Source organism: Psychrobacter sp. H7-1, assembly GCF_904846585.1.
Classification (GTDB): domain Bacteria; phylum Pseudomonadota; class Gammaproteobacteria; order Pseudomonadales; family Moraxellaceae; genus Psychrobacter; species Psychrobacter raelei.
In genome coordinates, this window is record NZ_CAJHBH010000016.1 from 1 (window position 1) to 20244 (window position 20244).

10 protein-coding genes and 1 pseudogene are annotated in these 20244 nt (G+C 47.4%); 7 read left to right on the forward strand and 4 right to left on the reverse strand.

Going from position 1 to position 20244, the window contains the following annotated elements:
- The first annotated feature begins 102 nt into the window (after positions 1-102).
- Positions 103-2145, forward strand: a complete 2043-nt coding sequence (locus tag JMX92_RS06575; protein ID WP_227675290.1) for an NAD-glutamate dehydrogenase domain-containing protein — start codon at positions 103-105, stop codon at positions 2143-2145.
- A gap of 152 nt (positions 2146-2297) precedes the next feature.
- Here JMX92_RS06575 and JMX92_RS06580 read toward each other — a convergent pair whose 3' ends face one another.
- Both JMX92_RS06580 and JMX92_RS06585 read right to left on the reverse strand, forming a co-directional pair.
- A complete protein-coding gene (locus JMX92_RS06580; RefSeq protein ID WP_201544604.1) occupies positions 2298-6338 on the reverse strand; it encodes an AAA family ATPase in 4041 nt (1346 codons plus the stop codon).
- A gap of 129 nt (positions 6339-6467) precedes the next feature.
- Positions 6468-8063 (reverse strand): exonuclease SbcCD subunit D C-terminal domain-containing protein, encoded by a 1596-nt coding sequence (locus tag JMX92_RS06585; RefSeq protein ID WP_201544607.1) that lies wholly within the window; start codon positions 8061-8063, stop codon positions 6468-6470.
- A gap of 202 nt (positions 8064-8265) precedes the next feature.
- Here JMX92_RS06585 and JMX92_RS06590 point away from each other — a divergent pair.
- The 6 genes and pseudogenes from JMX92_RS06590 (at position 8266) to JMX92_RS06615 (ending at position 17735) form a co-directional block, all read left to right on the forward strand.
- A pseudogene (locus tag JMX92_RS06590) lies at positions 8266-9469 on the forward strand (methyltransferase).
- A gap of 236 nt (positions 9470-9705) precedes the next feature.
- A complete protein-coding gene (locus tag JMX92_RS06595) occupies positions 9706-10470 on the forward strand; it encodes an ABC transporter ATP-binding protein (RefSeq protein ID WP_201544609.1) in 765 nt (254 codons plus the stop codon).
- 1 nt (position 10471) lies between these two features.
- A complete protein-coding gene (locus JMX92_RS06600; RefSeq protein WP_227675293.1) occupies positions 10472-11590 on the forward strand; it encodes an ABC transporter substrate-binding protein in 1119 nt (372 codons plus the stop codon).
- Entirely contained in the window at positions 11577-13592 is a 2016-nt protein-coding gene (fhuB, locus tag JMX92_RS06605) for a Fe(3+)-hydroxamate ABC transporter permease FhuB (protein ID WP_227675294.1), read from the forward strand. Before JMX92_RS06600 ends, fhuB begins: the two co-directional genes overlap by 14 nt.
- A gap of 20 nt (positions 13593-13612) precedes the next feature.
- Positions 13613-15094 (forward strand): MFS transporter, encoded by a 1482-nt coding sequence (locus JMX92_RS06610; protein WP_201544611.1) that lies wholly within the window; start codon positions 13613-13615, stop codon positions 15092-15094.
- Between the two features lie 361 nt (positions 15095-15455).
- Complete coding sequence (locus JMX92_RS06615) at positions 15456-17735, forward strand: TonB-dependent receptor (RefSeq protein WP_201544613.1); 2280 nt, start codon at positions 15456-15458, stop codon at positions 17733-17735.
- 186 nt (positions 17736-17921) lie between these two features.
- On the opposite strand, the gene cysG is transcribed toward JMX92_RS06615, so the two are convergent.
- Together cysG and JMX92_RS06625 are read right to left on the reverse strand one after the other, a co-directional pair.
- Positions 17922-19385, reverse strand: a complete 1464-nt coding sequence (gene cysG, locus JMX92_RS06620; RefSeq protein WP_201544615.1) for a siroheme synthase CysG — start codon at positions 19383-19385, stop codon at positions 17922-17924.
- 216 nt (positions 19386-19601) lie between these two features.
- Positions 19602-20231, reverse strand: coding sequence for a phosphoadenosine phosphosulfate reductase family protein (locus JMX92_RS06625; RefSeq protein WP_201544622.1), 630 nt, complete (start codon positions 20229-20231; stop codon positions 19602-19604).
- Positions 20232-20244: the final 13 nt, after the last annotated feature.

Genomic DNA, 20244 nt, shown 5'->3' on the forward strand with positions numbered 1-20244 from the left:
TCTATTTATGGTTATTTGCAAGAATTTGACATCTATTTCGGGTAATATGCGACATTTATTTCTGGTAATTATAGCCTAAAAGGTGCAATATATGGAGTGATTTTGACATTTATTTCTGAAACTGACACCTCAGGTGGCTCAGTCGGTTATGACCACAAGGCCATGGGGATTACTGCTCGCGGCGCTTGGGAATCGGTCAAACGTCACTTTAGAATGTTGGGTCTAGACATCCAAAACAAAGACGACTTCACCGTCGTGGGTATTGGTGATATGAGCGGCGACGTGTTCGGTAATGGCATGCTGCTGTCTAAGCATATCAAGCTGCAAGCTGCCTTTAACCATCTGCATATCTTTATCGATCCTAATCCAGATACGGAGGCATCTTACGCCGAACGCGAGCGCTTATTTAATCTACCGCGCTCAACGTGGGATGATTATGAAAAATCGCTTATTAGCCAAGGCGGCGGCGTGTTCTCACGCTCAGATAAATCGATTGTCATAACTGATGAAATGAAAGCGGCCTTTGATATCTCTGAGGACAGCTTAACCCCCAATGAGTTGATTGGTCGCTTATTAAAAGCGCCGGTGGACTTAATTTGGAACGGCGGTATCGGTACGTACGTCAAGAGCCGCGAGGAGAGCCATGCTGATGTGGGTGACCGAGCTAATGACGCGGTTCGCGTTAATGGTGAGGATATCCGTGCCAAAGTCTTTGGTGAAGGGGGTAACTTAGGCTGCACCCAACAAGGCCGTATTGAGTATGCCTTATATGGTGGCCCACAACATGAAGGCGGTCATTTATATACCGATGCCATTGATAACTCAGCCGGTGTTAACTGCTCAGATCATGAGGTCAATATAAAAATCTTATTGGGCAAAGTGGTTGAGCAAGGTGATATGACCACCAAGCAGCGCAATGACTTATTAAAGAGCATGACCGATGAAGTGGCTCAGTTGGTACTGCGTCAAAACTATCTGCAGCCGCAAGCCTTAGAGCTCAGTCATTTAGATGGGGCAGATAACCTAACCGATCATAAGCGTATTATTGATTATCTAGAAGCACAGGGCCGTTTAGATAGAGCCATTGAATTCTTACCAAGTGATGAGGTGATTGAGCAGCGCATGAAGTCAGGCGTTGGTATGACCCGCCCTGAGCTTGCTGTGATATTGGCCTATGGCAAAATGTGGGTGTATGAGCAGCTATTAGAGTCAGATCTTCCTGATGACCCTTATTTCGTTAATGAGCTGCGTAAATACTTCCCAGATGAGCTGGCAAGCCGTTTCTTTGATGAGATGACCCGTCACCGTTTGCATCGCGAGATCATCAGTACGTATCTGACCAACAGTGTGGTAAACCGCTTGGGTATTGAGGCCATCTTCCGCTTGTTTGAAGAGACCAATCAAAGCGTAGCGACCCTAATCCGCGCTTATGCCATTGCCCGTGATATCTTTGCAGTCACTGACAGCTGGCAGACGCTTGAAGCCTTGGATAACCAAGTGGACGCCGTAACCTTGCTGCAGTTAGAAGTCAGAGTGCGCTCGGTGTTAGAGCAGGGTATTGTGTGGCTGGTTAATGCTTTTGGCAATGATTTGCAAGTCGCACCAACCATTGAGCGCTTCAAAAATGGGGTGTCTGAATTAACTCAGTCACAAGGCATTATTGCCCATCAGTTCGAAACACATCTAGAAGAAGATGTGTCTGAGTTGACCGACTTAGGACTCAATCAAGATCAGGCTCAAAGCTTTGCCATCTTACCCTATGCTATTGATGCCTTAGACACAGCGCTACTGGCTGAGCAGTATCAGCGCCCGGTGGATGAGATTGCACAGCTGTACTTTGAGGTTTATCAAAACCTGCATATCGACTGGCTAATGCTACAAGTTGAGCATCTACCGCAGCAAGACCACTGGGACAGACGTGCGCGCTATGCGCTGCTTAATGAGCTGACCCGTAGTTTGCGTCAGATGATGAACAAACTGTTGTCTCAGGACAATGCAGCGGCCACTCTTGAGCAGTGGCAACAGGCTCACAGACAAGCCATTGAAGATATGGCGGGTCAAATGTCTAAGCTGAACGGTACTGAAGTAGGCTTATCAGCGCTCTCAGTTATGATTAGCGAGATTAACAAGCTGATTTCTGAGTAAGTAGCGAGCGCTTGATGATGAGCGTTATGTGTCTCTAACAAAAAGACCTCTTTATCGATAAAGAGGTCTTTTTATTTGCCTGTATTCTGCCTTTAGTATGATGATGACTGAGCTTAGCGCTTATAACGAGACATATGAGAAAATAGAGGGCATTAATCCTTAACCGCCGAACAGCCAGGACCGCTGAGTTTACTATATCCGCCTGAGAGTTTATCCACTCTAATTTGGGTGTGAATTCTATCTTTAAGCGCTTGCACATGTGAGATAATCCCAATCAGCTTGCCTTCTTGCTGCAAGTTGGTCAGCGTATTGAGCGCCACATCCAGCGAGTCCTCATCAAGTGTACCAAAGCCTTCATCCAAGAACAGCGAGTCGACCCGAATGTTTTGGCTGGCCATACTCGATAACCCCAGTGCCAAAGCCAGACTGATTAAGAAGCCTTCGCCGCCCGATAAGTTTTTGGTACTGCGTATCAATCCGCCTTGATAGTCATCAATAACGTTAAGCTCAAGCGGACTGTTCTCGTCACGTACCAGTATGTATCGGTCACTCATTTTGCGCAGCTGAGTATTGGCGTTGCTGACCATAATCTCAAAGGTGAGCCCTTGAGCGAAGGTGCGGTATTTTTTACCATCGGCAGAGCCAATTAAGCCATAGAGCTCTTGCCAGACTTTCAGCTTTTGTTTTTGCTCAGCTATCTTCTCAAGTTGGGAGCGCTGATCTGTTTTTCGTGCCTCATTGGTTTGTAGCTGCTGATTGATGCCGCCCACCTGTTCGATAAGCTCATCGACCATGTCTTGTTGCTGTTGCCGCTTAGCCTGTAGATTTTCTTTGGTGTCTGTGGTTTGCGGATTAGCCGTTTTATGCTGTAGCTGATGTTCAACCGTTTTTAAAGCATTTTGGGCATAATTTAGGGCATTAACAATCTCTTGCTGTCGTTGATTGAGCGCATCACGCTCTTCTTTGGGCAGGCGAGCGGCCAAATAATCGGCCTCAGAATCAAAATCATGGGCAAGAAGCTGTGTGCCTAGCGCGTGCTCTTGCTGAGCAAGTTGACTTTGTAATTCAGACAGCTGAGCCTCAAGGCGTAGGCTTTCTGCTTGAAGCGTGCTTAATTGATGCTGCGTATGGCTGTGCTCTTTATTTATTTGGTTAAGCTGGTCTTTGGCACTATCAAGCGCGGCACGCAATCTGCTGTCTTCGCTATTGACTTGCTTATCACCAAATAAATCACGGCGGCGGCTTTGCAGCTGAGTCATCTCATGTGACAGCTGACGGATGGTGTCAGTCAATAGCGCAAGCTGGCTGTGCTCTTTGTCTGCCTGAGCCTGATTGCTTTTAAGCTGTGTGTCTAATGTTTGGATCTCAGTGAAGAGCTGCTGCTTGGAGGTCAGCTTGGCTGCATAGCTGTTATTGAGTGTGCCCATCCATTGACTAAGATTGCGTAGCGGCTGTAATGAGTCATAGCACTGCTTGTCATCTAAGTGTTGCTGATTATTCATACAGTGTCTAAGCTGAGCCAGTGACTGCTCGCAATCAGTAAGGGTCTGTGAGGCGTCATTAATCGCCGCACTGTCTTTATACTTATCTAGCAAACCTTGCAGCTGTTGGACGCTCTCACCAAGCTTACTGAAACCTTGATCTATAAAGGCTGTAGCTTGAGTGATACTATGCTGGTTAAGCTGCTGCTTGGATTCAATGTCCTTGATGTGCATCATTAGCCTTTGGTTATCAGCCTCTATCGCTTTATGCCGCTTCTCGATATCTGTTATCTGCTGGGTCAGCGCATCTTGTTCCTCTAAAGACTGCTTAATCTGCTGTTTTTGATGGTGTAATCGCTGCTGTGCGTCATAAATACACGCTGTAATTTGCTTACCCGTGGCTAGTAAAGCCTCAAGCTGCTGCTGGCTTGGCTGACTGTCAAAACCTGCTGTTAGCTGCGATAGCTTTAACAAGAGAGCCGGCTTAGGCGCCGCTGGCTGCTGGTCGTTTTGATGATTATTTGGATCGCTGCTTTGAGGATCAGTTTCATGAAGGTGAGCGCTGCTATTTAGTAACTGCTGTTGCAGCACAGTGGGGTCAGCACTTAATTGCTCAGATAACGTATTAGTATGGCTTAGTATCTGGCTTAGTGTTGTATTAAGTCGCTGTAGCTGGTTTGTCAGCTGAGCATGGCTTTGTTGCTGCTTATACTCAGTGTTTTTATAAGCCAGCTTGGCGTCGTCCAAATTTTGCTTGGCACGATTAATTTTAGCGACTATTTGAGACAGCTCATCTTTTAATTGATGGAGCTTGGTATGAGCCTCAGATGAATTAGATTTTTTGTTAGCAACACTAGGGTGTTCGGTAGAGCCACACAGTGGACAGGGCTGATTATGGGCTAACAGCTCGATATAATCCTCAAGCTTGGCCTCCAGCTCAATGATTTTTTGTTGTTGTTCTACTTGAGATTGTTTGTCCTGCTGATGACGGTTTAGCATCTCAAGATCTTGCTCAGCCTGTTCAATGGCGCTTTTTAGGTCAGCCATATCTGAGTCAAACTGAGTGGTGACTGCCTTTTCAGCGCTGATTTGAGTAGCCAATTCAGCTTTATTATCAAGGTGCTGCTGTAGTATGGACAGCTGCGTGCTCAAGGCATCATTGTACTCTTGCTGCTGACGAAGTGCCGCCAAAGGCTGCCCCTGTAACAGGGCTTGCTGCGCGTGATATAACTCAGTTAACTTGGCTTGTTTTGTCTCATAAAGGGCCTGGTTCGTGGCCTGTTCTTGCTTTAGGGCGTTTAATTGATGGGTCAGATCCTTATTTTCTTGCTCTTTTAAGTGCTGCTGCTGATACAGCTTATAGTTATTTTCAAGCTCAGCTTTGAGAGTTAAGCCGAGGGTATTTAAGCCACTTATATCCACATTTAGCTGGCTGTGGTGCTGGTACTGCTGTAGGTAGCTATCAACCTCAGCCAGCTGCTGCTGGGTTTGGCTTTTATCTGATATAAGGCGTGTTATTGTTGCCTTGAATTCGGCCAAGCTTTGCTGATGGGTGTGCTGTAATTGTTGCTGCTGCTTTAGGGTAAGCTGCTTTTGTTCAATTTGATTATCCAGCTGGCGCGTTTGTTCAATCACAGGGAGCGTGTCATTCAAGACTTGGTTAGCTGATGCTTCACGCTTTTGTGCCTGAGTCATTTGTGTTTGCTGCTCATCAAGCTGCTGCTGTAAGACAGGGATTTGCTGCTGTTTATTAGACAGCTCTTGATCCAGCTGATGTTTTGAGGCGCGCAGATTACACACTTGTGTATAGTGACTTTCAATCTCTAACGCCTTATTGGCAAGCTCTAGACGTTTTGCATCCTCTTCAAAGGCTGTTTTTGCTTGTATGGATACCGCCACATCGGCGTTAAGCGTCACCACTTGCTCTGTAAGCTGCTCAACCTCAGTGATCCATGTTAATTGATCCTCTAATTGGCTAACGATGGCGCGGTGATCTGTCAGTTGTTTGGTATTGGCCTCGAGCTGTTGTTTGAGTTGGGTCTCGGCCTCTACATCGAGCAACTCTAGCCCCTGAAGCTTGGCCTGCAAGGTATTAAGAAGGGCTTCTTCTTGTCGTTTTTTTTCGTGCACCCGCTCAGAGATGGTGGCATAAATATCGGTGCCGGTTATCTTCTCCAAGATGTCGGCACGCTCATCGGCTTTGGCGCTTAAAAATGCCGCAAAGCTGCCCTGAGCCAATAAGATGGAGCGGGTGAATTGCTGAAAGTCCATACGGGTAAGTTCAACAATTCGCTTTTTGGTCAGTGATGATTTTTCTTCAAGAACCGTACCGGCTTTTTGTCCCTCATGATCGCTGGCAAGGGATAGCTCATGGGTGGCGTCTTGCAAGTTACCGTCAGGCTTACCATGGGCACGGCGCTGATACCAATGACAGCGGTAATGTGTGCCATTTATATCAATCACCACTTCGGCCAGACACTCCCCAGTTTGGCGAGTCATCACCTCATTGGTCGATTTACTAATGTTACTGATCCGCGGTGTTTCTCCATATAGCGCTAAGCAAATGGCATCCAAAATGGTGGTCTTGCCTGCGCCTGTGTGCCCAATAATGGCAAAAATACCTTCGTTGATATAGGCTTCATCGCTAAAGTCGATGCGCCATTCGCCTTTTAAAGAGTTTAGGTTTTTGAGTCGTAATTCAATCAGTCGCATGGGATAACAAGCCGTTTAAATAAATAACGTTGAAATAATTAAAACATAGTAAATAGCAGCACAAGGGCAATAGTAATAGCAACATAAGCATAAGCATAAGCATAAGCAGCACGTGCACCAGCAATAGATCTACTCGGCCATTGAGTCATCATGATGGATTTGATACACGATTTGTGCATAGGCCTCGCGCAAGCTGGGGCGCTGAGATTCTGCCACTTTATTCGCCACTAAGCAGCGCTCAAAGACCTGCATTTCATCCAAGTCTTGCAGCGTCTCATGCGTGCTCTGTGCTTTGAGCACCTTGTTACGAATCTGATGGTTCTTGATTTTTAATACCTCAAAAGGTGTGTCAGCCACGGCAGCATGGATCTGCTCGCGCAAATCGCTGACGATTTCATCGCCGGTATAAGCCACCTCTATCCAAATGGGCTTGGTGTGTGGGAGTTGTTGCAGGCTTTGTAGAATATGATTGATATCACCTGAAATGGGCAAGAGCTGCTGAAAGCAAGGCACAGTAACCGCGATAATTTGCATGGTATTATCGGCGGTGATGTGCAAGGTTTTGGCCGCCAGTGCCTCATCTGGCTTATGCTGCTTGTCTAATTGGCTTATAGAGTCTGCTGCTGAATCTGCATGGGTTTGCAGCTGAGATGGCTGATTTGCTGTCGGCTCAAGCCAATCGTCAAATAAATCTCCACAAAACAAATCCGCTTGAGATGAATTGGCAGCTGCGCCTGCTGCCGGTGTCGTCAAGGTATGGCTGGGCTTAGCAGATATTTGAGGTGCAGTAGAAGCCTTCTCAATACGCTCTTTAATGTGCTCTTGAACGCTCTCTTTAAGGCTATCAGAGGCTAAATTTTGGCCAAATTGTACCAACAATACCTGTTTGGTCTGATTGGCCTCTCCAAAGCCCATCGCAATAGGGGAGCCACTATAACGAATGTGCTCACGGCCGCCCACCTTTTGCGGCACATGCAGATGCCCAAGTGCCACATAATCAAAGCACTCATCAAACATATCGGCTGAAATCTTACCCAGACTGCCGACATACAGCTCACGTACCCCATCATCAGCTGTGGTCGCACCCCCTGCGGCAAACAAATGACCAGTGGCAATAAGAGGGATATGGCGCTGCTGCTGAGTGATCAGCTTGGCCTGTTTGGCTTTGGCAACCTGAGCCACCTTCGCATAGTGCTCATGGATACCAGCCAACAGATTGGCATCTTTATCTGCGCCTGACTCGCCTGCTTGAGCACTACGCACATCACGGTCACGAAGATAAGGCACCGCCGCAATGACACACTGCGCTTTATCCTGGCTGTCTGTGAGCACCAATACTTCATCGGCCACATCTTCGCAAGCGGTGCCAATCACATGCACGTTTAACGCTTTGAGCACATTGGCTGGCGCGTCCAAGAAGGTAGGGGAGTCATGATTGCCAGCCACCACCACCACGTGATCACAGTGCGACTTAGAGACCACACCCAAAAATTCATAGTACAGCGCTTGAGCCTTATTACTGGGCGTCATGGTGTCAAATACATCACCAGCGACGATCAGCACATCGACCTCATATTGCTGCAAGGTCTGAGTCAGCCATGCCAAAAAAGCCTCAAATTCATGGTAGCGCAATTGGCCATACAAACGGCGTCCCAGATGCCAGTCTGAGGTATGTAAAATGGTGAGTGGTTTTGGAGGATGGGATAACGAAGTAGAGTTTGACATAAAGGATAGCAGAGCAGGTTAAATAGTTAAGAGGGCGACTTGTCGTTAAAAGAGCGACTTAATCAATAGCAAAGAGGATAAATTATCATAGCACAAATACCGCAAAAGCTGAGCAGGATAACCAGGCTGTCGCGAAGTTTATTATTGTTTAGTGTATGATAGTGGTTTTTTTAGTATTGATAAATGAAAGAAGGTAAATTTCGTGTTAGTAGCAACAAGACAGCATGTTCAATGGCAAGAAAATGGCAGTCTACACCGTGCACAATGGCTCTCACAGAGCAATCATGGTCCGCCTGCCCGCATCATTATCATCGATGACACCACCACGGCAGATACCGCCTACCGCTTAGCCAATGCCGGCACTTCTATGCTGTGGCGAGGCGACTTTCATAATGCCAAGCAATTAATTCAAGCCCTGCAGCGCCGTATTGATCGTGCTGAGCTGCGCAAGGCTGAAAAAACCGCAAAAAAAAGCCGCTCAAGCAGTGACTGATTCAATGAGGGGTGACTCAAAGCCGGTGAGCGCGTCACAACACCTGCCGAATCTATTTCATAAAAACCGTTTGGCGCAAACTCAGCGCTCTCGAATATTAAGCCGCCTACTATTACATTTCGATGCCAATTATCAACTCAATCTAGGCCGCGCCCCTGAAGTCAGGGAGGCTTGTACAGCTGCCTTTGGTAAGATGGATGAGGCATGCGTGTTGTCCTTTCGTGACTTGCAGGGCGCATTGGGTGCCGCGCAGTGGCGCAAAAAAGGCGTTCCCGTTGAGGCTCTAGGCGTATCAATTCACCCTCATTACGGTGTGTTCGCACCAACCCGCCAAGAATATGTGCAGCTGCTACTTGATGCACCCTTGCCAAAGCCTTGCGATATCGCCTATGACATTGGTACCGGTACGGGTCTATTATCCATTGTTCTGGCGCAGCGTGGTGTGAAAGAAGTGATTGCCACTGATTTAAATCCCCGTGCATTAGACTGTGCCGATGATAACTTCGAACGCCTGCAAATTGAACAGGTACAGCTACAGCAAATAGATCTGTATCCCAAGCAAGCGCCGCTGGCTAATTTGATTGTCTGTAACCCGCCTTGGCTGCCCGCCAAACCCAGCTCACCGTTAGAGTATGCGGTATATGATGCCAATAGTGCGATGTTGCGTGGTTTTTTTATGGGCGCAAAGTCGCATCTGGCCGACAACGGTGAAGTCTGGTTGATATTGTCAGATTTAGCCGAACATTTACAGCTACGTAGCCGTGAAGAGTTACTTGGCTGGATAGAGGAGGCCGGCTTAAAGGTCAAATATCGCTTAGACACTGAGCCAACCCATGGCAAAAGCCAAGATAAAAGCGATCCATTATTTGAGGCGCGCCGTGCTGAGGTGACTTCGCTGTGGTGTTTGTATTAGGTTCACGCAGTGGACTTGTGACGGCAAAACCTTAGGCGTATTCAGCTTAGGTGCCTATTGATGGCTATTAGTAATATGCGCCTAAGCTTGCCATACCAAGCCTGTACTGTAAGCATACGCTAGATTTTTTAAGTGAATGATAATTGTTTTTATTATCGTTCGTAAGTATAATGTGACTCTAAATTCAAAGCATATTCAATTGCTTATTAATTTTTCACCTAATCTACGGCGATTCTATGTTACAAGCCCAGCACCTTTCTATTAGCCGTCAAAACACCCTATTATTACAAGACATAAACTGTCAGATTGCGACCAATCAATTGGTTGCTCTGGTTGGCCATAATGGCTCCGGAAAATCCACTTTAATAAAAACCTTGGCAGGCGAGATGTTACCAAGCTCAGGGTCGCTTGTGCTTGAAGATAAACCGCTTAGCGATTATGGCAGTAAAGATTTGGCCAAAAAACTGGCCTATTTGCCGCAGCAGTTACCCGATGCCGCCTCTTTTAGCGTCAGTGAGCTTGTGATGCTCGGCCGCTATCCGCATCAAAAATGGCTACAAAAACCCAGTCAAATAGACCGTGATAAAGTCACTGAGGCAATGCATTTGACTCAAGTGGCACCTTTTGCTGATCGCATTGTGTCTACCTTGTCGGGCGGTGAGCGAGCACGGGTTTGGCTGGCGATGTGCTTGGCTCAAGATACCCAATATCTGCTACTTGATGAGCCATTGGCAGCACTAGATGTCCGCTATCAGCTAGAGGTGATGGCACTGATTAGACAGCTGGTAGATACACAGGGCTTGGGAGTGGCTATGATTGTACATGATATTAATCTTGCCGCTCAATATGCAGACCGTATTGTTGCGCTAAAAGCTGGGAAAATCTGCCATGATGATACGGTGGCTAATATCATGCAGCCAGACGTGTTAAAAGATATTTTTAATGTCGATATGCAGCTGCTAACTCATCCAGTTAATGGCCAACCTGTGGCAGTGGTGTAATATGAAAGTGAGACTGCCTCCTCTAAAAAAACCACCCATCAGCCCCACCACCTTTCCATCCAATCAGACCGCTTTAACCAGACATTGCTTGTTTAAATCTGCAGCGTTTAAGCTGATACAAGTGCTTAGTGTGGCAAGTCTTGTGCTCACAGGCTGTGACAACGTCGATGGTGCGGCTGATTCCACACAAGATAAGCCTGCACTTAATGACTCATCAGCCCCCTCTCAGATAGAGGCGCTTGATCAGCCAGACAGCGCTTCGGCTAACCCTTCTAAGAAGTCCCTGAATGTGGTGTCACCTGATTGGGGTGTGTCGGCCACGCTTACTGCCATGGGGCATCCCCCCATTGCTACCGGAGATATGAGAGTGTGGGATCAATGGGTGGCTGAGCCCAAACTGCCATCCTCCGTCCATGACTTAGGCATACGCTATCTACCCAATGCGGAGCTTGCTGCACAGTTGCCGGTTGATTTAATTATAGATAACTTTTTTTATGAGCACTCACGCGGGGTATATGGTGACGTGCCGGCGCAGACGGTCATGTTTGCCGCTCAAGGTAAGACGGCTAAATGGTCAGATTATACCGCGCCTACGCGTAAGCTTGGGAAGATTATAGGCAATCCTGCGCAAGCAGAGCAGTATATCAACCAAAGTCAGCAGCGCATTAATCAGGCCGGTGCAAAGCTACAACAGCGGTATCCTGCCATCAAAAAATTTGCCGTGGTGCAGTTCGTTGATGCCAATAACATGCGTATGTATGCCAATAACAGCTTATTTAATACTGTGCTGACTAAGATGGATAAGCAGTTGGTTGCATTGGGTGAGGGCAATGAGTGGGGGTTTGTGCCCATTCAAATGGGAGACTTGACTCAGCTTGAGCCAGATGTGTGTCTATTGATTATCAAGCCCCTAAACCCTATCACCCAGCAGCAAATCCAAGACAGCTTGGTGTGGCAAAGACTGGGCTATGGCGCCGATCCAAGTACCTCAGACACCAGCCGTTGTATGACCATTTTGCCACCGGTATGGATTTATGGCGGTATGGCATCACTCACCAGTTTGGCAGACAATCTTGCCTCAGCTACCTTAGTTGGAGGCCGTGCTCATGACATCAAATAATCGTCACTCTATGCCTAATAGTAATCAGAACAAAGACAATAGCAATAGCCATCTCCCTAAACGCTTACTGTTAGCGGCTATTGCCATCAGCAGTTCGGTATTGATTGACAGGCTTTGGGAGCTACCAGTTAGCCAGCTGTTTAAGTCAAGCTTTACACTTGATGTGGCGGATATGGCGGTACAGTTAAAGCTGGTCGCTACCAGTGTGGTGGCCTTATTGGCTGGAGGGCTACTGGGGGTGGTCAGTGTGTTATTACAACAACTGGTCAAAAACCCTTTGGCCTCTGATACCACCTTGGCCATTGGCACTGGCGCTCAATTGGCGCTGCTTATTGCGACCTTATTTGTGCCAAGTTTAGCGATTTATGGTGGGGTATGGATTGCCTTTGTCGGGGCGCTGTTTAGTTTGGTATTGGTATTTAGCTTATCAGCGCCCAGCCGTTTTAATCCCCTAATCTTAGTGTTAGCCGGACTGGTGGTAAATATTTTACTGGCTTCATTTGCCAGCACTTTGGTGTTGTTTTTTACTGAGCATAGCGTCGGTATTTTGTCATGGGCGGCTGGGTTTTTAACGCAAAATAATTGGCATACCACGGTTAAGCTTGCCATAACGGCCATAGCACTGGCGGCGATAAGTATCCCCTTATTAAAGCCGCTAACCCTAATGAGCCTAGATGATATGCAAGCCAAACGGCTGGGCGTACCTATTAATGCCTTACGTTTAGCGGTCATTGCTATCGTGGCTATCGTATCGGCGCTGGTGGTCAGTGAGGTGGGCTTGATTGGGTTTATCGGCTTGGCGGCAGCAAGTTTGGTGAATGCCTTGGGTATTGGCTCTATCGGGCGCAGATTGGTAGCGGCCTTTGGCTTTGGCGCTTTATTGCTGTGGTTGACCAGTAATGTGGCGCTGCTATTAGAGCCGGTGATGGGGACGCCGATATCGGCGGGCTCTATCACTGGCGTGTTGGGTGCCCCGCTGATTATTTGGCTGATTTTACGTCAAAGACGCCAAGGCGTGACGCCTATTACGCCGATGTTCACGCCCCAGCGTAAAGCCATCAACTGGTGGCGGTGGAGTGTGGGCGTACTGCTACTTATTGCTTTAGTTAGCGTATGGGTCAAAGACCTCTCAGGCATTGCCTTTAGTACAGATTGGGCGCTAACCCAGCAATACCGATTGCCGCGCACGCTAAGTGCTGCTGCTACTGGCGTCATGCTGGCTACCGCCGGGGTGTTGCTACAGACCTTGACTCGCAACCCCATGGCCAGCCCGGAAGTACTGGGCATTAGCTCTGGGGCTGCATTGGGGGTCATTGGCGGCTTTTTATTGTTGCCCGCTTTTGGGATAAAAGCTGGTGCCCTAAGCTTGGTTGGCTCAGGGCTGGCAGGGGCATTTTTGGTGCTATTACTGATTATTTGGTTGGCGCGTAAAGTCACGCCAGCTTACTTACTGCTGGTCGGTATCGGGATTGCCGCTATGATGGATGGCATCATGAGTATGGTCAAGCTGTCAGGTGACCCAAGACTTGAGGCCATGCTGAGCTGGCTATCGGGCACCACGTATAGCGCCAGCCCTGAGACGGTCTGGTACTTGATGATAGCAGCAGCGGGACTGGTGGCGCTTAGTATGTTATTGATTAAGCCGCTAAGGGTGCTGGGATTAGGTGAGTCGGTGGCCAAAAGCTTGGGCGTTAAGGTGAGATTTTATCAATGGGCGCTACTGATCGTGGTGGCAGCGCTGAGTACAGTCAGCACATTGGCGGTGGGTCCGCTCAGCTTTATTGGGCTGATGGTGCCGCATTTGGCCACTTCTTTAGGGGCAGTGCAGCTTGAGAAGCAGCTGCCATTAGCAGCAATTCTGGGCGCGGGGGTGATGGTCTTAGCGGATTGGATTGGCCGCTATATCATCTTCCCTTATGAGCTGCCGGCAGGCACCATAGCCGCTATCATTGGGGGACTGTACTTTATATGGCTCATTCGGCGCAGTTCGGTTCATCAGTAAGCTAAGATTAGCATTATCTGATGACACACTTATCACCGCCGCCTGGCTCGTTATCACAACAAGCCTACCGAGATCCAGATAGCCGCCAAGTACGCCGAGTGCTGTGGACCTTGCTATTGGGCGGCACAGTGGTCAGCTTTAGCAACAGTGCGTTAAACCCGGCCATCCCTGTTTTTATGTCCATATTTTCAGTAGATATTGTGACAGGAAGCTGGCTGTTAAATGGCTATGTACTGGCAATGAGTGTGGGTCTGATGCTCAGTGGCTATTTGAGCAAGGCCTTTTATTTTAAGCAGGTATATATCTGCGCCATTACCGGATTTATGGTGGGCTCAGTGCTGGGTATGTCAGCTACCAGCTTGTCATTGATTATTATAGCAAGAGTCATTCAAGGACTGGCAGGCGGCTTAATTATCCCCTTATCCATCGGCCTGTTATATCAGGTGTATCCCAGCGCTCAGCAAGGCCGAGCGATGGCGTTGTGGGGGATAGTCATTATGATGTCTTTGGCTTTTGGCCCCTTAGTTGGGGCTTTTTTAGTGGCACATTTTGCATGGTGGACTTTATTTGCCATAACCTTACCGCTTAGCGCCTTGGTGGTGGCCATGGCAATAAAGTGGCTGCCCTGGCTACCTGAGCACCAAGCACCAAAAACCCGCCACAAGCCGTTTGATAAAAAGGGCTTTATGGGATTGCTGCTTTGGCTACTGGCACTGAGCTTATGGCTCAATACCTTAAAGTCAGACTCTGCGATGCAAAGCAATGGCTTGATTCAATTGGTGCTGCTGGCCGGCTTTGTGGTCACGGCTGTCCTCTGGTGGCGCTATGAGCAACGACAGTCAAACCCGCTAATCAATGTCAATTTGTTTGCCAATAAAACTTACTTGCACAGCACAATATTAAGTATCACCCAGACAATTGGCCTAATGATGGGCCTGCTATTTTTGCCTATTATCATTCAGCAAATAATGCACAAAAGCGCGATGTGGACAGGCTTGGTGTTAATGTTTGCCACCTTGATTGCCAGTGTGACCACTCATATTGCTGGCGGTATTGTCGATAAATATGGCGCTAGGGATATTGGCAGTGCAGGGGTGGTTATCAGTGCGGTCTCTATGCTGATGCTAGCTTGGGGCTTAGCGACGCCTAATATCTGGCTAATGATGCTGGTCATGGGCGTCCAGGGAGTGGGAACAGGATTGGCCTATTTACCCACCACAACTGTTGGGTTGAGTAGTCTGGATAAGCCTATGGTGACCGAGGGCGCCGCCTTAAATAATATCAGTCACCGTATTATCTCTACCCTGTTTATTGCGCTTGCAACTTTATATATCAATAGTGAAGGACTGGGAATATTGATAAAGCTCATGACAAGCTTATCAGAAGCTCACGCGCTAGTAGCACCGATGCAAGAGGTGTTTGTGGGACTGGCGATGCTATTGTTGATGACGCTTATTTCTGCCAGACAGCTGCCATCTGGGTTATCAGATAATTCAGAGTAAATAGGGATAGATAAGCATGAGTGATAAAAATTATAAGCTAAGACAGCGGCCTAAAAGAGCAATTAATGATTGAAATAATTATGTTTATTTAACTTTTGGGAGCCGTTTTTTTGTAATCAAATGTAGAAATGCTAATAATTATCATTTACAATATCATTTATATTTACAAGATTGATACCTTCAGTATTATGAGGGTATTGATTGTTACTGTGCTTTATCTGGTATTGTTTTCTACCTTGGATTTAGTAGATATTGATGGATTAGATAAACATTGATTGGCACTTAATTTATGACCTAAAGGTAGAAGCGATTTTGAGCCTCAGCACGCCTAAATCTAGTCCAAAAAAGAGACCCTACCTATATGAAAAACCATCATCTTGCATTATCTGTTCTAAGCTTATGTGTGAGCCAGCAGCTTTATGCCCAAACCGAGGCAGGCGCTGCTGCAAATAATAATCCAAGTGTAGATATCTCTGAGTCGATACAAACGCAGCAGCAAGCAGCCCCTCAAGCAGAATTTGAGGCGATCGTGGTTAAGAGTAAAGCAAAAACAGGGACAGCCTTAGCACAGAAAATTAGTGAAATGCCCTCTGTAACCCAAATCATTCTCGAAAAAGATATCCAAGCTCAAGCGGTGGGCAGTCGTACCACAGGCGACATATTGGCGCAGCTTATTCCAAGCTTAGGCACCAGTAGCGGCTCGACCAGTAACTACGCCACGACTATGCATGGCCGTCCGGTACAGTTTTTATTAAATGGGGTGCCGTTAACCGGTTCACGTAACTTATCTCGAGAGCTCAACAGCATTGATCCGGCACAACTTGAGAGAGTGGAGGTATTATCAGGGGCGACCAGTATTTATGGGGCAGGCGCTGCCGGCGGCTTAATTAACCTAGTTACCAAATCTACGCAAGGAGTCGGCTTACAGCACCAAACCCGTTTAGGTCTAAGCAGTGCTCGAGATTTTGACTCTGATTCATTGGGCTACAGCGTGGGCCAAAGCCTTGCTTATGGCGGTGAGCAGATGTGGGGCCGCTTGGATGTTGATTATGAAGAAAAAGGTGGAGAGTTTGACAGTCACGGTCATCGTATCAGCCCTGATGTCAACCAAACCGACCAGCAAGATACCAAATCACTGAGTGTCAATGCCAATATTGGCGCAAATATTGGACAGTCACAAAGTGTCGATTTGGCAGTGACCTATTATAATGATGAGCAAGAGACGGACTATGGCCCAGATTATGGCAACAATCTAGGGGTGTTATTGAAGGGGAAGACGCCTTCACTGCGTGCCGTAAAAGGGGCGCATTTGGATCAAGAGCCGATGACACGCAAAACCTCGGTCAATCTAAACTATAACAACAGTGATTTTGCCAAATCTAACCTGAGCATTACCGGCTATTACCGCGATGAAAAAGGACGTTTTTATCCTTCTGGTAAGCAGGTAGGTAAGGCGGTAATAGTCGCTCAGTCAGAGGCAGATATTGAAGTGGCTGGTGTCCGCGCCGCCATGCAAACTGAGTTTGATATCAAGGATATGCCAACGCTTATAAGTTATGGCGCCGACTATGAGCGTGAAAAAAGTGAGCAGACCTATTACGGTCAAGATTTAGATAAGTTTATTGCCAGTAATGGTCTAATCGCTGAGTCAAATGGGCATACCTATGCTGGCGGGCCTGACACCACTACCGATAAAATCGGTGCCTTTGTCAATGCAGACATTGATTTAAGCGATAAGTGGCATACCAGCGCAGGTATACGTTATCAAAAGCTCAAATCAGATACCGATAGCTTTACACCGCTTGCTGAGCAGGTATTGCAAGAGTATTTTAATCAGCCAGCAGGCAAGGTTGCACCCGGCAAGACCAATCACAGTAAGACCTTATTTAATATAGGCACCAGTTATCAGATTACCCCTGAAGACCAATTATTTGCCAACTTCTCTCAAGGCTTTACCACAGCTGATATCCAGCGCGCGCTACGCGATGTTCCGTCAGGCTTTGTGGTCAACTCTGATAATGTGCAGCCCATCGAAGTGGATAACTATGAGCTGGGCTGGTCGGGCATCCACGGTAACACTCGAGCCAAATTAAGTGGCTTCTATAACGAGTCGGATAAGACGGTACGCTTCAATGATGATTATACGGTTGAAGTTGTCGACACAGATGAGCGTGTTTATGGGGCAGAAGCGTCTATTAGTCAAAAGCTTGATGATAATTGGCAACTGGGCGGCAGCTTGGCGTATACCCGAGGCCAATACAAGAGCCAAGGCGACTGGCTAGAGCTTGGTGCAGATCGTCTGACCCCGATCAAGGGCACAGCTTATGCGCAATATAACTTCGATAAGGGCAGTAATATTCGCCTGCAAGTTCTAGCAATCGATGGCACGGACAGAGCCTATAAAGATCAACAAAAAGACAATGATACTAAGACCAATGCCAATGCTATCTCAGGTTACGCCACGTTTGATTTGTTAGGTCAAATGCAGTTGGGTCAAGGCAAAGGCAGAATTGATTATGGGATTTATAACCTACTCAATAAAGAGCATATCAATGTGTATCACCAAGCCACCTATGGCGATATGAACCGCCTGCCATCACAAGGCACTACCTATGGTATCAGCTATACAATTGATTATTAAGTCTATCAAGGCTTACTAAACTTTAGCAGACCCTGTGCCGGCACTCACTGCTAAGGGCCTGTAAGGGTCTGCTAATAGCCCGCCATAACCAGGCATTACCAGCCATAGCAATAAGGGCAATGACTTACTTAGTCGTTGCCCTTATTGCTATGGTCCTTATTGTTATGGCGGAATGTTTACCTGTTTTTAGAGCATATTTAAAGCATGCGCCTGCTGATCGGTATTTACTATATGCTCCCCATACCAAGCAAGCTCATCATGCAGCTTAGCCACCTCACCGACGATCAGTAGCGCTGGGGTAGGCAGAGGATTGGCCTCATGCTTGGCAACGATATCTTGTAAGGTGGCGGTCATGACTTGCTGAGTGGGCATACTGGCCTGAGAGATAATCGCAATAGGCGTCTGTGGGCTACGACCAGCATCCATTAAGCCCTTGGTTAAGCGCTCAAGCGAGTGTAGCCCCATATAAAATATGACGGTCTCATTCGGATTGGTTAAGGCAGCAAAGCCGGTATTGGGCTCGCCAGACTTTAAAAATCCGGTAACAAACCTTACCGACTGCGCATAATCACGGTGAGTCAACGGAATACCGGTATAGCAAGAGGCGCCGCCCGCAGCAGTAATGCCAGGTACCACTTGATACGCAATACCTGCCGCCCGTAGCGCTTGTATCTCTTCACCGCCTCGGCCGAATACGAAGGGATCACCGCCTTTAAGACGCACCACACGTTTGCCTGAGCTGGCCGCATCAATCATGAGCTGATTAATACCTTGCTGTGCCACAGCATGATTGCTGCGTTTTTTGCCGACGAATACTTTGTCTGCATCACGTCGACACAGATCAAGCACCTCACGTGATACCAGCGCATCATAGTAGACGATATCGGCCTGCTGCATCAGTCTTAGCGCTTTGAAGGTAAGTAGCTCCGGATCACCAGGGCCAGCACCAACGATATATACCTCTCCCACAGACTTAGGGTCAGCTTGCTTGACATCGCTATTGCTGCTTAACTGCTGATGGGTCTGCTCAAGTTGCTGTTTTAGTGCCTGCTCGGCCTCCACGCTACGCCCAGCAAACATCAGCTCACTCACTTTGCCCTCAAAGGCCTTCTCCCAAAACTGACGGCGGCCGGTCAGTGTGGGTATTTTTGATTTGACCTCATCACGCATGTCGCCTGCCAGCTTAGCCAATTTGCCATAGCCTTGAGGAATTAAGGTCTCTAAGCGGGCACGAGTCAGGCGGGCAAGCACAGGCGCTTTGCCATTGGAGGAGATGCCAATAACGATGGGGTTTCGATCAACGATGGCCGGAAATATAAAGTCGCATAAGGGCGGCGTATCCACCACATTCACGGGGATATTTAACGCTTTACAGTCGGCATGGACTTGATGGTTTAACGCCTCATCATCTGTGCCGGCGATGACAATACGCTTGCCGTCGATGTATTTTTTATCATAGTGCGCTGTGATAAGCGTGTGTCTTTCATCGCTTAAAAGCTGATGTATCTCTTGGCTAATCTGTGGGGCTAATATGGTGATACACGCACCTGCACGCGATAGCAGGTCGGCTTTACGCTGGGCGACTTCGCCACCTCCCACGATGAGCACAGGTTGATTGGTTAATTTAAAAAATAGGGGAAAGGTGTTCATAATCGGTAGGCTATTTATTATAAGATATGCCCATTATGGCGTATTCGATGACAACAAGCATGGAAGTATTTGATATTACTTAATGCATAATTGTCATAAGGCTATGTTAATTAACCGATTTTAAGAATTAATGATAAAAAAAGACACCGCCTAATGAGCCATTAAGCGGTGTCTGTGTCTCTAACTGGCCTTAATGCTTACTGGCCATCTAGAGGATTACAGCTGAGTGTGTAGACCACACTCACGGTTTTCTTCAACTTTGGTCGGATCAAAATAATCAAACTCATTAGGCAGGTCATGCTCTGCTAAGTAAGCGTCTAAGTCTTTATCGTTTTTGTAGAACAAAGGCGCGACTTTTAATACGCCGTCTTTTGACTGGCTCAGCACATCAAGACCTTGACGGAATTCAGTTTGGTCTTTGCGGATGGCATTGAACCACACATCAGGCTTTAACTCAGCCAAAGCACGCTTAAATGGCTCAAGTTTTACCTGCTCAGTGAATTCATCATGTAGTGAGTTATTCACGCTTGGAATACCGTTCATGGTGGCGTCACGATGGGCACTGGTTTGCTTAGGAATATAAGTCACTACGTTTAGGTTTAGATCTTTAATCAGCTTGTTAGCGAAGTCATAAGTGGCACGTGTGTTGTAGCCTGAGTCTACCCAAAGTACAGTGATATCCGGCTTTTGCTTGGCCACTAAATGTAAGATGGCTGACTCATAAGGGCGGAAGTTGGTGGTGATGATTGGGTTTTCGGCTTTGGCAAGCGCCCACTCAACGATTTGCTCAGGGGTTTTGCCTTGAAGCTCTTGGTTGGCTTGGTCGATATTGATTTCGATGGTCATAGGAGTGTCCTTA

Excerpts from the sequence above, each read along its gene's own strand:
- JMX92_RS06585 (WP_201544607.1), bottom strand. The coding sequence starts at position 8,063 with ATGTCAAACTCTACTTCGTTATCCCATCCTCCAAAACCACTCACCATT.
- cysG (WP_201544615.1), bottom strand. The coding sequence starts at position 19,385 with ATGAACACCTTTCCCCTATTTTTTAAATTAACCAATCAACCTGTGCTC.
- JMX92_RS06600 (WP_227675293.1), top strand. The coding sequence starts at position 10,472 with ATGAAAGTGAGACTGCCTCCTCTAAAAAAACCACCCATCAGCCCCACC.
- JMX92_RS06615 (WP_201544613.1), top strand. The coding sequence starts at position 15,456 with ATGAAAAACCATCATCTTGCATTATCTGTTCTAAGCTTATGTGTGAGC.
- JMX92_RS06625 (WP_201544622.1), bottom strand. The coding sequence starts at position 20,231 with ATGACCATCGAAATCAATATCGACCAAGCCAACCAAGAGCTTCAAGGC.
- JMX92_RS06580 (WP_201544604.1), bottom strand. The coding sequence starts at position 6,338 with ATGCGACTGATTGAATTACGACTCAAAAACCTAAACTCTTTAAAAGGC.
- JMX92_RS06610 (WP_201544611.1), top strand. The coding sequence starts at position 13,613 with ATGACACACTTATCACCGCCGCCTGGCTCGTTATCACAACAAGCCTAC.
- fhuB (WP_227675294.1), top strand. The coding sequence starts at position 11,577 with ATGACATCAAATAATCGTCACTCTATGCCTAATAGTAATCAGAACAAA.
- JMX92_RS06595 (WP_201544609.1), top strand. The coding sequence starts at position 9,706 with ATGTTACAAGCCCAGCACCTTTCTATTAGCCGTCAAAACACCCTATTA.